This window comes from Lentzea aerocolonigenes (genome assembly GCF_000974445.1).
In the GTDB taxonomy this organism is placed as follows: Bacteria; Actinomycetota; Actinomycetes; order Mycobacteriales; family Pseudonocardiaceae; genus Lentzea; species Lentzea aerocolonigenes.
On the sequence record NZ_BBOJ01000001.1, the window covers coordinates 24,418 to 38,959 of the forward strand.

At 67.9% G+C, this 14,542-nt stretch carries 14 protein-coding genes; 8 read left to right on the top strand and 6 right to left on the bottom strand.

What is annotated here, in order from left to right:
- Nucleotides 1-18 precede the first annotated feature (18 nt).
- The 4 genes from AOM45_RS50430 to AOM45_RS00135 form a co-directional block, all read right to left on the bottom strand.
- A complete protein-coding gene (locus tag AOM45_RS50430; protein ID WP_156094235.1) occupies nucleotides 19-1,041 on the bottom strand; it encodes a hypothetical protein in 1,023 nt (340 codons plus the stop codon).
- 267 nt (nucleotides 1,042-1,308) lie between these two features.
- A complete protein-coding gene (locus AOM45_RS50435) occupies nucleotides 1,309-1,473 on the bottom strand; it encodes a hypothetical protein (RefSeq protein WP_156094234.1) in 165 nt (54 codons plus the stop codon).
- 473 nt (nucleotides 1,474-1,946) lie between these two features.
- Nucleotides 1,947-3,389, bottom strand: a complete 1,443-nt coding sequence (locus tag AOM45_RS00130; RefSeq protein ID WP_035912744.1) for an MDR family MFS transporter — start codon at nucleotides 3,387-3,389, stop codon at nucleotides 1,947-1,949.
- Between the two features lie 244 nt (nucleotides 3,390-3,633).
- Nucleotides 3,634-4,191, bottom strand: coding sequence for a hypothetical protein (locus AOM45_RS00135; protein WP_156094233.1), 558 nt, complete (start codon nucleotides 4,189-4,191; stop codon nucleotides 3,634-3,636).
- 152 nt (nucleotides 4,192-4,343) lie between these two features.
- On the opposite strand from AOM45_RS00135, the gene AOM45_RS00140 reads away from it, so the two are divergent.
- Nucleotides 4,344-5,462, top strand: a complete 1,119-nt coding sequence (locus tag AOM45_RS00140; RefSeq protein WP_030471730.1) for a serine hydrolase domain-containing protein — start codon at nucleotides 4,344-4,346, stop codon at nucleotides 5,460-5,462.
- A gap of 77 nt (nucleotides 5,463-5,539) precedes the next feature.
- On the top strand, nucleotides 5,540-6,241 hold the full coding sequence (locus AOM45_RS00145; RefSeq protein ID WP_030471729.1) for a hypothetical protein: 702 nt from the start codon (nucleotides 5,540-5,542) through the stop codon (nucleotides 6,239-6,241).
- Here the strand turns inward: AOM45_RS00145 and AOM45_RS00150 are convergent.
- Nucleotides 6,206-6,682, bottom strand: a complete 477-nt coding sequence (locus tag AOM45_RS00150) for a DUF6328 family protein (protein ID WP_030471728.1) — start codon at nucleotides 6,680-6,682, stop codon at nucleotides 6,206-6,208. The two genes, AOM45_RS00145 and AOM45_RS00150, sit on opposite strands and share 36 nt — an antisense overlap.
- 87 nt (nucleotides 6,683-6,769) lie before the next feature.
- Here AOM45_RS00150 and AOM45_RS00155 point away from each other — a divergent pair, with 87 nt between their 5' ends.
- Nucleotides 6,770-7,318, top strand: a complete 549-nt coding sequence (locus AOM45_RS00155; RefSeq protein WP_030471727.1) for a superoxide dismutase family protein — start codon at nucleotides 6,770-6,772, stop codon at nucleotides 7,316-7,318.
- 14 nt (nucleotides 7,319-7,332) lie between these two features.
- Here the strand turns inward: AOM45_RS00155 and AOM45_RS00160 are convergent, their stop codons facing one another.
- On the bottom strand, nucleotides 7,333-8,004 hold the full coding sequence (locus tag AOM45_RS00160) for a DUF4241 domain-containing protein (RefSeq protein ID WP_051784391.1): 672 nt from the start codon (nucleotides 8,002-8,004) through the stop codon (nucleotides 7,333-7,335).
- Nucleotides 8,005-8,125: 121 nt separating this feature from the next.
- Between AOM45_RS00160 and AOM45_RS53685 the strand changes: the two genes are divergently transcribed.
- From AOM45_RS53685 to AOM45_RS53390, 5 genes are all read left to right on the top strand, one after another.
- Nucleotides 8,126-8,518 carry a macro domain-containing protein gene (locus AOM45_RS53685; protein ID WP_346004603.1) on the top strand — a complete coding sequence of 131 codons (393 nt, stop codon included), beginning with the start codon at nucleotides 8,126-8,128 and terminating at the stop codon, nucleotides 8,516-8,518.
- A 10-nt stretch (nucleotides 8,519-8,528) separates the two neighbouring features.
- Nucleotides 8,529-9,653 carry a tRNA dihydrouridine synthase DusB gene (gene dusB / locus AOM45_RS00170; protein WP_236703028.1) on the top strand — a complete coding sequence of 375 codons (1,125 nt, stop codon included), beginning with the start codon at nucleotides 8,529-8,531 and terminating at the stop codon, nucleotides 9,651-9,653.
- Entirely contained in the window at nucleotides 9,646-10,098 is a 453-nt protein-coding gene (locus AOM45_RS00175; RefSeq protein ID WP_030471723.1) for a hypothetical protein, read from the top strand. Before dusB ends, AOM45_RS00175 begins: the two co-directional genes overlap by 8 nt.
- 141 nt (nucleotides 10,099-10,239) lie before the next feature.
- Nucleotides 10,240-11,088 (top strand): GGDEF domain-containing protein, encoded by an 849-nt coding sequence (locus AOM45_RS00180; protein WP_030471722.1) that lies wholly within the window; start codon nucleotides 10,240-10,242, stop codon nucleotides 11,086-11,088.
- 298 nt (nucleotides 11,089-11,386) lie between these two features.
- Complete coding sequence (locus tag AOM45_RS53390; RefSeq protein ID WP_081902566.1) at nucleotides 11,387-14,491, top strand: LCP family protein; 3,105 nt, start codon at nucleotides 11,387-11,389, stop codon at nucleotides 14,489-14,491.
- Nucleotides 14,492-14,542: the final 51 nt, after the last annotated feature.

Below are 14,542 nucleotides of genomic sequence, written 5' to 3' on the forward strand. Positions count from 1 at the left end.
ACTCCAAATCAACCCGCCCTAACTTGCATCAATCCAAGAGATCGCCTCCTTAGACGCCGCCAACCAGGAGTTAACCAGCTTCTGACGATCGCGCTCAAAAAGCGCGTTAAAATCGTCTTTGAAAACTCCGCGATGCATCAGCGAGTTTCGCTGCCTGTACATTTCTTGAACCAGATCGAAGCTCACGGGGTCGACGCTCTTAAATGACTTTGAAACTACCGCCTGAGGCAGCTTCTCATAGTAGCGTTCAGCAAACGTTACATTGCGCAACGAAATAACCGAAGAGATTCTAGGATCTTGCTCGCCGCCATTTCTATCAACGAAGAGGCGCGCCGCCAATTCGCAGGCGCTAGCCATAGACAATACAGCTTCGCGCAGCGCCAGGTCGTAGACATATCCTTCCGAGTCGATAAGAAGCGACCGATGCAGAGGCGGCGGTACCGCCGTTCGAAGGCTTGCTTCAAGATCCGCACGTCCCGCAAAACCGGATTCGGGAGACTTGATAGAATTAGACTTAATAACACTGCTAAAACCCGGCCCAAGTATGCGCAGCTCGGTTCCATCTTCCGCATTGAACCACGCACAACTAAAGGGCACATTAATATTAACTTCTTCGTCTTCAGATCGCCAAGATCGACCTATCGGCTTGACGTGCGGAGAACTGGCCACATACCGATAGTGGCTAATATAATAGTCCGCCATCGCCACAGCGCGATCCAGCGAACGCCGAAGCTCTTCATCAGCATCAAAATTATCGAGATCAGCCTCCCATTCAAGCACAACTTGAATTCTATCCATGCAGACTGATTTGACCTCGATATCCAGCTGACCTTCAGATCCATCCGCTCGCGCAATAGTCAACTTCATCGAAGACAGAGAAACATCTATGTCCTGCGGAAAGAGCGGATCGCCTGTAGCCTTTGGCCTAATGCGCGCCAGGAACTTGTCTGTGGTAATCGCTAGCTCACCAGCCTCTTCACCGCCGTTCAGCCGAGGCAGAACGTAATCAAGGTAGAACTGGTACACCCCTGCGATCTTCATACGGCCTCCTCAGCCAAGCCATCGGTCCCAGCCCCAAGCATCATTCGCTTCACGCCGTGAATGTTCAAATGTGTTGACCGTGACTTGCCGAATTCGGCTCTACAGGATCAAGGCGCCGCCGCTGGCGGCGCGTGCGGTCTAGCGCTGCACCAGCATCCATCCCGGCACTCCCGGCATCCGCTCCGCTGCGCCGGTCGGCCGGGCGGCGCTGCGCGCCGAACCTTAGGCGTCAGCTGACGGCCTACCCGATCCAAGCCTGGTTCGTCGTCAACTCCCAACGAGCGCCAGCGCAGTCACCACGGGCCGGCTGTGCACGGCGCTCGACTGCCGCGACGGCTGCGCCGCCTTGCCGCCGATCAGGCCCGGGACGAAGTCGTGGGAACGCTCAACGAGCATCAGGCCGAGCAACAGCAACCCCAACGCCGCGAGCATGACACCGGCCGGCGACGCCGCGTCAAGGCTGGAACGAGTACCTTGACCCAACATCACCGGCCGCGTTCGAGGCTCAGTGTTGGGATGATGGCAGAGGTATGGGCGGGTCCAGAAGACCAAGATCAACCCACACTTAACCCTCACAAAACGACGACAGACATCGAGAAGCGACTGTCCACAGTGCTCAGATCAAGACTGCATCCGTGCAGGTAGTGAGCACTATCGAGGAAGATCGACAAACAACGCCAAGCGAAGGCTCTTACTCTTCGGGTTCAGGGTTCGAGTCCCTGGCGGCCCACGGCTTGGGCGACGTGTGTCCACGGAAAGCGAGGACACACGTCGCCCGTTGTGTCTTCTGGGGACGCCCCCAGACCCGCAAGTTCGGTCGCTGCGCCCCAGTAGTTCGCGTGCCCGGTCGACAAAAGCCGAAACCCCCAGGTCTGAGACCCAGGGGTTTCCGCGCGTGTCAGGCCTCAGTGGGCGGGCGCGTCCACCGGGTTGGTTCGGCTCGGCAGCAACGCCGCCACCACGACCGTGCCCGCCGCCAGCGCCGTGGCGATCACGAACGCCAGCTTCATCCCGCTCAGCTGTGCCGACGCCACCGCGGTGCCGTCTGCGACCAGTTGGGTTGTGCGGGCGGACATCACGGTGACCACCATGGCGGTTCCGAGGGCTGCTGCCACCTGCTGCATGGTGCCGAGGATCGAGCTGCCGTGCGGGTACATGTTCGGAGGGAGGTCGCCCATGCCCAGGGTGAAGATCGGGGTGAACGTTGCTGCCAGGCTCACCATCAGCAGGGCGTGCAGGGCCAGGATCTGCCAGTACGGCATGGTCGTGGAGATCTGGGTGAAGCCTGCGAGGGCCAGCACGATGCCGATCGCGCCGGGGAGGACCAGCGGGCGGCTGCCCACCTTGTCGTAGAGCTTGCCGACGGTCGGGCCCAGGAGGCCCATGGCCAGGCCGCCTGGCATGAGGAGCAGGCCCGTCTGCAGCGGGGTCAGGGCTCGCAGGTTCTGGAGGTAGAGGGGCAGCAGGATCATCGCGCCCATCATCGCCAGGAACGCCACGCACAGGATGATCAGCGACAGGGCGTAGGTGCGGTGGGTGAGGGTTCGCAGGTCCATCAGCGGGGCGCCGGAGCGCTGCAGTTTGAGCTGGCGGAGCACGAAGATCGTGATGGTGGCGACGCCGGCCAGGACGATGCCGATGCTCGGACCCAGGTTGGCCGTGCCTTCGCCGAACAGGCTCAGGCCGTAGACCAGGCCGCCGAAGCCGAGGGTTGCCATGGCCGCGCTGAACCAGTCGATGGAGCTCACCTGGGGCTCGCCGATGTTGGTCATCTGGCGCAGGCCGAAGTAGGTCACCGCGCCCGCGATCGGCAGGACGGCCACGAACAGGAGCCGCCACGAACCGAGCTGCAGGATCAGGCCGGAGATGGCCGGGCCCAGGGCCGGGGCCACCGAGATCGACAACGTCACGTTGCCCATGACCCGGCCTCGGTCCTGTTCGGGCACGACGGTCATCAACGTGGTCATCAGCAGCGGCATCATCACGGCTGTGCCCGCGGCCTGGACGATCCGGCCCAGGAGCAGAACCGCGAACGTCGGCGCGGCGGCGGACAGGGCGGTGCCGGTGAGGAACACGCCCATGGCGATCGCGTAGCCCTGGCGCGTGGTGACGCGCTGCAGGAACCAGCCGGTGATCGGGATCACGGCGGCCATCGTCAGCATGAACGCCGTCGACACCCACTGGGCCGCCTGCTCGGTGACCGACAACGACTCCATCAGGCGCGGGATCGCGTTGATCATGAGCGTTTCGTTCAGGATCACGACGAACGTGGCCAGCACCAGCAGGCGCACGACCAGCGGTGTTCGGGCCGCTTGTGCGGTCGGCCGGTCTTGGATCGCAGCAGGCATGTCAGGCCCTCACTAGGTTGCTGGCAGTCGTGTCGCGGCCAAGGCCGCCGGCGTCAACGTCGCGCATGACACCGGTAGAGACCGGCAGATGTGGAAGAACTCATCGGTGTGCCCGAGTCTTCCTCATCATCGTGCCCGTCTCACCCGAATTTCCGGGTCCCTTGGCCGTTCTACTGACACGTCGAACGGTGAGAGCGCGGATCGACACACGGGTCACCGGAAATTTCCGGTGACCCGTCACACCTCAGCAGGGGCGAAGGTCACCCGGGCCGGCCGCGGCGCGGAAGCCCTCGTGGCCGTTGGCGTGGTTCAGCGACCACCACCAGTAGAAGTTGTTCGCCACGTGGTAGCAGATCGCCGCGACGTCGTCGCCTGCGGTGGCGAAGCCCTGGTTGCAGTAGCTGTAAGGACATTGGTACAGGGTGTAGTTGTTCTGACTGACGGTGCCCGAACCGACATTGTTGCAGCTCAGCGGCGGGTCTGCGTTCTTGAGGTAGTCCACGGGGATGAAGCCGGAGTGTTCGTTGGCCCGGTTGAACACGAGGCCCCACTTCACGCCGCTTTGCCAGACCGTGCACACCTCGGCCAGGTCGTTGCCCACGTAGGCCTGGCCCTGGTTGCAGTGGAACGCCGGGCATTGGTACAGGGCCCGTGTTTGGGTGACTTCGTTGTGCCAGCCCTCGGCCATGATCGTCAGGTCCGGCGATGGTTTGGGCGCGGCCATCACCGGAGTGGTCCAGAACGCGGACACGACCAGCACGAGCAGGCCTGCCAGCACGGATTTGAAGAACGTTCTACTCATCGAATCCCCCAGATGTCGACTGAGGACAGTCTGGTTCCGGAGACCTCGGGATCACACCGCCAGCGGAGGGAACGACGGTCCGGCTGGCCCTACCGTCGAAGCGCCGGGAAGCTCCATGGTTCGAACGATCATGAATCGACAGGCTCGACGCCATGAGAACAGCAGTTGTCACGATCATCGCCGCCGCCGCTACCGCCCTCGGCGCGGTGCCGGCAGGGGCAGCCTCCACACTGCCGCCGCCCAACGACGCCGCGCTTCGGGCCTCCATCAGCGGACTGCCTGGCAGGGACACGACCGGGGCGCTGGTCCGGATCACCGGGTCCGCGGGCTCGTGGTCCGGGACGTCCGGCGTGTCCGACGTCCACACGGGAGCGCCGGTGCGGGAGCAGGGGCGCTTCCGGATCGGCAGCATCACGAAGGTCTTCACCGCGGTGATGGTGTTGCAGCTCGCACAGGAACGGCGGATCGATCTCGACGAACCCGTGCAGCGGTACCTGCCGGGCGTGCTGCCCGCCGACTACCCGCCGGTTCCGGTGTACACGCTGCTCGACCACACGTCCGGGCTGCCGTCGGTGGACATTCCCGGCCTGAGCGATCCGCAGTGGGTCCTCGACCACCGCTTCGAGCACTGGAGTCCGCGGCAGGTGCTGGACACCGCCGTGCGCCACCCGATCGACTTCCGGCCCGGCAGCGCGCAGAAGTACACGAACACCTCCTACGTCACGGCCGGCATGATCGTCGAGAAGGTGACGGGACGCTCCTACGCGCGAAACCTGCGCGAACGGATCACCGGTCCGCTCGGTCTGTGCCACACCTCTTTTCCAGGGGACGACCCGAGCCTGCCCGGCGCGGCTGCTCGCGGGTACCTGGACGTCGACGGGCAGCTCGTCGACGTGACCGAGATGAACCAGTCGATCCCCGGCACCGCGGGCGCGATCATCTCCACCGCGGAGAACCTGGACGGGTTCATCACCGGGCTGTTCCGCGGCCGTCTGCTCGGCCAGGAGATGATGACCAGGCTCTTCACCGTGCCGGACGTGCAGACTTCCGACGGCAGCGGCCCCGCCCTCTACAGCCAGGGCCTGATGAGAATCACGATGAACGGCGTCGAGGTGTGGGGGAAGACCGGCAGCCGGCACGGGTACTCGAGCGGTGTCTTCGCGACGCGCGGCCTGGAGCGGAAGCTGACGTACTCGGTGAACCCCACGGTGAAGTCGCCGGACGGTCAGCCGTTGATCGTGCGGAAGATCGCCGCCGCGGCGCTGAGCTGACTCGGACCGTGGTCTGAGGCGCAACGCCGGACCGCGGGCCGATCCCCGGCGGCGTTCGCGCTGACAGCGTTGCCGGCATGACGTGCAGGTTCCCGAACGGGTGGGTTGGTGGCGCGGCGTTGGTCCTCGGGCCGGTGCTGCTCCTGGTGGGCACGCTGTTGCGGTCGCCGTTCCACTTCTTCTTCCCGGACCAGCTGCAGGCCGTGGCCGAGCACCCGGCGCTGATGCAGGCGGCCTACACGGCGTTTCTGGCCGGGAACGTCGTGATGTGGGCCGCGGTGGCCTGTCTCGTGCAGCGGATCGGGCGGGAACGACCGCGGTGGGCGACTTGGGGCGGGATGCTCGTGACCGTCGGGTTGTTCGCGCGGACGTTTCACGCCGGGGTGGACCACGCGGCGTTCTCGGCCACGAAGCACCTCGGGGTCGAGAGAGCCACGGAACAGGTGGCGCAGGGGTACGGCGACCTGCACCTGTTCAGCTTCCTGTCCTTCACGATCATGTTCGGGTGGTACGTGCTCGCGATCGGCGCGTACCGGAGCCGGGTGCTCGGGCCGGTCAGGGCGACGGGGCTGGCGGCGATGGGGTTGTTGCCGCTCGGTGTGCTGAAGGGGACCGAGGTCCTGTCGATCGTCGGGACCATCGGGTTGTGCGTCGCGTTGGTGCCGTTGGGGATTCGCGTGCTCTTGCAGCAACCGAAGCCCACCAGGCGCAACGTGCTCGTGGCGGTTCCCGTGGCGGTCGGACTAGGGGCGCTCGCGGTCCTGAGCACGCTGGGATGAGGCGAACGGCAGCGCGAACCACAGGCCGGAGAAGACGGCGAACGCCAGGACACCCACCACGATGGACAGCCAGCCGCCGAGGATCACCTCGGCCAGCAGCAGGACGGTGCCGGTCATGGCGATCGCCAGGAAGGCGAGGCCGACCAGGGCGAACACGTTGCCCACGGCCACGACGTCCTCGCGGCGGCCCTGGCGGAAGAGCACGCGGTGCCAGGCGGCCGGGGCGGTGAGGAACGCGACGGCGATCGCGGCGCACAGGACCGTGACGAGGTGGGTCACGCGGATGTACGTGCCGATGGTCGCGTACTTCTCGGTGAAGGCGATGGAGAGCAGGAACCCGAACAGGATCTGCACGCCGGCCTGGGCGACGCGGAGTTCCTGCAGCAGCTCGTTGACGTTGCGGGCGAGTCTGCGTTGGTCTGATTCCTCGGCTTCGCTCACGGCAGTCACGTACCCGGTCGGGGCCAGTTGAAACGCCGATCCGCAGCAAAAATGGCGGAACCCGCCGGGTACCGCTATGCAAGGGCCATGAAGACGCTCGCAGTCGCGGTTGCCCTCGCGTTCGCGTTCACCGGAACAGCGCACGCCGAACCCGCGCAGGTGGCCCACACGTCCGCGAAGTTCTCCAGCTACAGCCCGACTGCGAAGGCCGTCACGTACGACGCGGCCAAGGTGCCGGAGGGCGCGAAGGTCACCGTGGTGAGCGTGCCGCGGTTCGGCGGCGGCACGACGGTGTTGTTGCTGCTCAACGGTTTGCTGCCGAACCGGGCGTACGGGGCGCACGTGCACGTCAAGAAGTGCGGTGCGGCGCCTGCCGACTCGGGACCGCACTTCCAGAACGTCGTGGACCCCGTGCAGCCGTCGGTCGATCCCGCGTACGCCAACCCGCACAACGAGATCTGGCTCGACGTCCACACGAACGGCAACGGGTCCGCCCACACCTCGTCCACTGTGGACTGGCAGTTCACCGACCGGCACGCCCAGTCCGTGGTGCTGCACAACGACCACACGCACACCGCGCCCGGCGAGGCGGGCACGGCGGGACCGCGGCTCGCGTGTGTGAACGTGACCTTCTAACGGTTGATCACGAACTAGCCTCTGTTGATCACGAAAAAGTCAGTGACGAACGCGACCGGGTCGCCCGCGGTGTTGCGGCCGACCCAGGTCGGGTAGACGCCGTCGCCCCAGCCGGTGGAGAACGCCACGACGTTCAGGCCGGACTGCGGGTCGGTGACGTTGGCCGGGCCGCGGCCGCCACCCACCTTGCCGAGGGCGTCGATGAGGTCGCAGTTGCCGACCTCGTCGTCGCTCGCCAGCCGGTCGATCGCCGGAGCGGCGGCCAGGTCGAAGAACGCGCCGGTGCTCGACTTCACCTCGTAGCCGAACTCCTCCTGCATCGGCACGAGCTCGCCCGGCAGCACGGCGGGCGTCCACGAGTACGCGGGCTCGTCCCGCACGGTCAGCTTCGCGGCGGCCACGCGGTAGCCCTGGCGAAGGTCCGGGAAGCCGTCGCTGTCGACCCACGACACGAGCGAGACCGACACGGGGTACGTGCCCGGCTCGACCTCGGTTGTGAACGCCTCGGCGTCCTCCGGCCACACCACGAACGGGTCGGCCGCGACGAGTCTGCCCGTCGGCAGGGCCAGCTCACCCACCTGCTGCACGGCGACGACCTGCTGCTCGCCGCCTCCGGTCGACTTGCCGACGGGCCCGTCGACGAAGAACCGCTCGAACCCGGACCTGATCAGTTGAACCGCCCCCACGCGTAGGCCACCTCCAAGGGCATGTTGGCAGAAGCCTCTGACACCCGATCGGGGCACCGGGGGTGTTCGCGTTGCGTGAAGTCCGCCCCGGCACAACGGCGCAGGTGCCAGGCTTCCGGGCATGGGGACGATCGAAGTGGTGCTCGGCGACATCACGGCCGAACGGGTGGACGCGATCGTCACGGCCGCCAACGAGTCGCGGCTGGGCGGCGGCGGGGTGGACGGGGCGATCCACCGCGCGGCCGGGCCGAGGCTCGCGGAGGCCGGGGCGGAGCTGGCACCGTGCGAACCGGGGAAGGCGGTGGCCACGCCCGCGTTCGACCGGGAGACCTTCGACGCCCTCCGCAGAAGCACGGCCGCCCCGGTCGAGGGGTGTGGCGCCGGCTGGCAGTGCACCGCGAACGAGAGGCATGACCGGACCAACGGCGAACGTGACGAACGTCGCCACCAGGTGGCGTTCAAGGACGCGATCGCGGCCGCTCTCGGTGAAGATCGCGGCTGGTCAGTGCCGTAACCTGGAGCGCGTGCCCGTTCCAGCCACCCTCAAGATCGGCCCGTTCGCCGTCGACCCGCCCGTTGTGCTCGCGCCCATGGCCGGCATCACCAACGTGGCGTTCCGGCAGCTGTGCCGTCGCTACGGGGCCGGGCTGTACGTCTGCGAGATGATCACGGCGCGGGCGCTGGTCGAGCGCGACCCGATGACCATGCACATGATCACGTTCGACGAGGACGAGAACCCGCGGTCGATGCAGCTCTACGGCGTCGACCCGCGCAACGTCGGCGAGGCCACGAAGATGATCGTGGACGAGAACCTCGCCGACCACATGGACATGAACTTCGGCTGTCCCGTGCCCAAGGTGACGCGCAAGGGCGGCGGGGCCGCGCTGCCGTACAAGCGGGAGCTGTTCCGGCAGATCGTGCGGGCCGCGGTGCGCAACGCCGGGGACATGCCGGTCACCGTGAAGTTCCGCATCGGCATCGACGACGACCACCTGACGTACCTCGACGCGGGCCGCATCGCGCAGGACGAGGGCGCACAGGCCGTGGCGCTACACGCGCGCACGGCGTCGCAGCGCTACTCCGGCAAGGCGGACTGGACGGCCATCGCCCGGCTCAAGGAAGCCGTGACGAGCATTCCGGTGCTGGGCAACGGGGACATCTTCAGCGCCCAGGACGCGCTCGACATGGTCGCCGAGACCGGGTGCGACGGCGTGGTCGTCGGGCGCGGCTGCCTCGGGCGGCCCTGGTTGTTCCGCGACCTGCAGGCGGCGTTCCGCGGTGAGCCGATTCCCGAGGGGCCGACGCTCGGCGAGGTCGCCGAGGTCCTGCGCACGCACGCCGAGCTCCTCGCCGCCCACGACGGCGAGCACAAGGGCCTGCGGGACCTGCGCAAGCACATGGCCTGGTACTGGCACGGCTTCCCGGTCGGCGGGGACACGCGGCGCGCGTTCGCCATGGTGTCGAGCCTTCAGGAGCTGGACGACCTCATCGGCAAGCTCGACAAGGACGTGCCGTTCCCCGTGAACGCCGAGGGGCCGCGCGGCAGGCAGGGGTCCGCCGCCAAGGTCGTGCTGCCGGAGGGGTGGCTCGACGACCCCGAGGACGCGACGGTTCCGGCGGGCGCGGACGTGATGCACTCCGGTGGCTGAACGCGTCGCGGTTCTCCTCGCCTGCATCGCGCTCCTCGCGGGTTGCGCGGGTCCTGTCGCGGGTACGGCGCGCCCGGTCCAGCTGAGCGACGGCGACCGCGCCAAGTTCAAGGAGTTCTACGAACGCCTCAACAAGGCGGGCGACACGAGCGCGTCCGAGCAGCAGAAGCTGTTGAAGGACACCCAGCACCCCGACTTCCGGCAGAAGACGTGCGACCTGCGCGGGGCGACGATCAAGGTCGAGCCGACCTGGTCGACGCTTCGGGTGGACGCCGACTGGGCACCCCCTGGCGAAAAGGCCCATCCGCGTGGGGACGTCTACGTCGTGGCGGTCACGGTCACGCTGCGGCAGGAGGACGCGGTGATCGGCAGCCAGATCGGATCGCTGCACGTGGTGCTCCTGGAGGACCAGGTGTTCGGGTTCGCGCCCTGCCTCGGTGGCTGAACGGGTTGTTGATCATCCCAGCTCACTGGATCGGAGCAGCTGACGGTCAACCGGACGGGGGAAATCCCGGTTCCACGTGTCCTTCTAGCTCAAGCGTCGCCTCCTGGGAGACGACACCTGGCAAGTAAGGAGGTGACCGCGATGACCGCGCTGCGACCCGAGATCGCAGAGACCCAGCAGTCCGACGCCAGCGTCGACAAGCAGGGTCCCGGGCTTGTCGGGCTGCACGAGTCCATCGCGACGTTGCTCGCCTCTCGCGGCCAGTGGCGCCAGGCGTACCAGCACCTGCGTTCCGCCCTCGACCTCGTCCACGCCGACCAGGACGAGGAGCCGCAGGTTCCCGAACAGCTGCGCCGCGAGGTCGACCGGCTGCGCAGGGAGCACGCGGAGGCCCGCGAACAGAGCCTGCGCGACAGCCTCACCGACTCCTACAACCGCCGCTACCTCGACCAGCGGCTGATGGGCCTGCTCACCGAGCACGGCGCGTGCCGGCACGGGCTCGCCATCGCGTTGATCGACCTCGACTGGTTCAAGCAGGTCAACGACAGCTTCGGCCACCTGCTCGGCGACCGCGTGCTGCAACGCGTGGTGGAGCTGCTCCAGCAGGACCTCCCAGAGGACGCCTTCTGCGCCCGCTACGGCGGCGAGGAGTTCGTGCTCGTGCTCCCGCGGGTGGACGCGGCGACGGCCGTGGAGATCGCCGAGGCGGCCAGGGAACGTGTCGAGCGTCACCCGTGGCAGGAGATCGCGCCGGGGCTGCGCGTGACCGTCAGCGCGGGCCTCGCGTACGAGCCGCCCGCGGACGAGGCGCCGGAACGTCCGGCGGTCGGCGCCGAGCAACAGCTGCTGCGGGCCGACAGCCTCCTCTACACGGCCAAGCAGTCGGGACGCAACGCGGTGGCGTACCGTGCGGACGGACGGGTTCGCCTCGCCGGTGCGGCGAGTGGTCGGCGTGCCATCACCGAGACACGTGTTCTCGGTTACTACTGAGTGAGCTGGCTCACCCGTTCAGGGCAGACGGACTGCGCAGAATCGCGTACAGATCAAATCCGTATCACCCGGAGTGGTCGTCAGAAGTCGGCTACATCCGTAGTATCGCGGGCGCAACTGACACGCCGGTGATGCAACCCTTGTGTCCCGGTCGTCGTCAACTCGTAATGACGAACCGCTTTTGCTTCTGACCCAGAAGGGAGATTGGGTGCCCGACGACCCCCGACGTGGCGGCCCCTCTTCCCGTGGTGATCAGGACCCCCAGCACGACCAGCCGACCGGCCGTAGACGTCGCTCGATGGAAGGCTCTGGGGGCCTGAGCGTCTCGGACCTCATCGAGCAGCACAGCAGGACGAACATCCCCCGACCCGTCCCGCCAGGCTCGCCCGAAGCACCCACGACAGGCAGGCGCGCCCTGCCGGACCCACCCGCTACGGGCAGGCGTGCACTGCCCGACCCACCCGCACCGCAGGCTCCGCGGCAGCAGCCACCCGCGGCTCACCGTCCTGGTGAGCAGACGGGCACGCGCCCGCGGCCTCCCGCGGCGGAACCACCGCAGAACTTCACCGGTGAGCAGACCGGCAGGCGCCGTCGTCCGGACGCGCCCGCCGAGCAGACCGGCACCCGGCCCAGCCATCCCGGCGAGCAGACCGGCCAGCGTCCACGACCGGACGCGACGGGGATGCAGCGCCGCCCGGCACCGGGTGAACAGCCAGTCCGGCGCCCCGAAGCGGACGTGACCGGTACGAGGCGACGTCCCGCGCCCGGCGAGATGGGGCCGGGCGGCACTCCGCCGCGCAGGCTCGCTCCCGGCGACGCACCGTCGTCCAACGGCATCCCGCGCCCGCCCGCACCCGGCGAGGTCACGTCCAACGGCATGCCGAGGCCCGGCGACCCGCGCCGGATGCCTCTCGGCGACGGCCCGCGGCGTCCCGCGCCCGGTGGAGCGCCCGAGGCGAACGGCATGCCGAGCGGCACGCTGCGCCGGCCCGCACCCGACGTGAACGGTGCACCGCCGCGCAGGCTCGCTCCTGGCGACGCACCGTCGTTGAACGGCATCCCGCGGCCGCCCGCTCCTGGTGAGCCGACGGCCAACGGCGTCCCGCGCCACCCGTCGCCTGGTGACGGCACCGCCAACGGCATGCCCCGCCCGCCGAAGCCCGGCGAGCCGACTGCCAACGGCATGCCCCGCCCGCCCAAACCGGGCGAGCCCACGGCCAACGGCATGCCGCGCCCGCCGAAGCCCGGCGACGCGAACGGCATGCCCAGGCCACCGGCCGACCCGACGGCGAACGGCCTCCCGCGTCCCCCCGCACCCGGTGGAGCGCCGGACGGCCCAGCACCTCGGCGACTCCTGGCCGGCGACGCACCGTCGTCGAACACGATCGCCCGTCCTCCCGCCCCCGGCGAGGGGCGGCCCATGCCCCCGAACGGGGACGTGACCGGCAGGCAGCCGATGCCGTCGCGCGCGGAGTCCAGCGGACCCCGCCCGATGCCCCCGCGGGCGGAGTCGAGCGGTCCCCGCCCGATGCCCGCAGCGGGCATCTCGAACCGGCTCGGTGCGGCACCCGAGGGCGAGGAGCCCCAGGACGGGCCGGGCCCCGAAGCCACCCAGATCGCCTCGGCGGCGGGTGTGGCCAAGGTCGAGAAGCGCGAAGAGATGGACCCGACGTGCCTCACCACCGAGATGGAGGCCATCGGTGAGGACGTGAAGAAGCGTCGCGAGGTCGACCACACCCTCGCGCGGTTCTCCGCGGTGCACGACGAGCTGCTCGAGCAGGAGCGCCAGCGCAAGGAGCGGCGCGCCAAGCTCATGCCGTGGGTCAAGGACGAGGACGATCTCGAAGAGGCGACGCAGTTCGCCGACCCGGTCGTGCTCGACAGCGAAGAGGACGCCGAGCCGCGGATCACCGGCCGCACGCCCCAGCAGCGCAAGTTGATGCGCGGCGCCAAGGTCGGGGCGATCGCCGCCGCGGCCGTGGTGTTCGCGGCGAGCGGCGTCAGCTGGACCGCGACGAAGTGGGCCAACTCCAAGCTCACGCAGATCGACGCGCTCGGCGGCAACACGCAGGCCGTGCAGCAGGCGGAGAAGCAGCGCGGTGACGAGAACTTCCTGCTCGTCGGCTCGGACACCAGGGCGGGCGCGAAGCCCGAGGACCACGTCGGCACCCAGGCCAAGGAGGGTGGCGCGCGGTCGGACGTGATCATGCTCGCGCACATCCCCGCGGACCGGAAGCGCATGGTGATCGTCTCGCTGCCGCGGGACGTGCGGGTCGACCGGCCGACGTGCAACCAGTGGAACCCGGACACCGGGCAGTACGGCGGCCCGCTGGCGCCGGAGACAGAGGTCATGGCGAACTCCGTCTACAACGACGGTGGGCCCAAGTGCGTGGCCAACATGATGACCCAGCTGTCCGGCCTCAACATCAACCACTTCGTCAGCATCGACTTCGCCGGTTTCCGCGAGATGTCGACGGCGATCGGCGGTGTGCAGATCTGCACGCCCAAGGCGATCAAGGACGACGAGCTCGGCGTGGTGCTCGACAAGCCGGGCAAGTACACCCTCAAGGGCGACCAGGCCCTGTCGTACGTGCGCGCCCGCAAGGTCGCGGGTGACGTCGGCGGCGACTTCGACCGCATCAAGCGGCAGCAGGGTTTCCTGTCGGCGATGCTGCGCCAGGCGTTGTCGAACGAGGTGCTGCTGAGCCCGACCAAGCTCAACAACTTCATCAACGCCCTCACGAAGTCCACGGCCGGCGACAACATCGACGTCGCCTCGCTGCTGGATCTCGCGAACTCGTTGCAGAGCCTCGATGCCGGCCGCGTCTCGTTCGTGACGATGCCGCACTGGACGGACGAGGGTCCGACGAAGTCCAACGACGACAACATCGAGCGACTGCGGAACGACGACGTCAAGAAGCTGTTCCAGACGATCATCGACGGAACGCCTCTGCCGCAGGAGAAGCCGGCCGAGCAGACGCCGGGTGACGCCAACACTCCGGCCAAGCCCGGTTCGGTGATCGACCCCAAGCAGGTCACGATCCAGCTGTTCAACGGCAACCCGGCCGGCAACCGGGCCGCGAACCTGGCGGCCAACGCCCTGCAGCAGAAGGGATTCCAGATCTCGAGCAGGGGCGAGGCACCGGAGCGGTCCACGAAGACCACGATCAAGTTCGCGAAGGGCCGCGAGGACTGGGCGGCGACGCTCAAGGCCGCCGTGCCCAGCGCGGAACTGGTGGAGGCACCCGAGATGGGCGGCGCGGTGCTGCTCACGATCGGCTCCAGCTTCGACGAGGAGATCGTGACACCTCAGCCGGGAACGCAGGGACAGACCCAGAACCCGAACCAGACCACCGGGAAGCTGGACGTCGTGAACGCGGCGCAGGACCCCTGCGCGAAGTGATTCGCCTGGGGTTCACCTGCGGTTCATCCTGGAATGTCGCTGGCGAGGGGG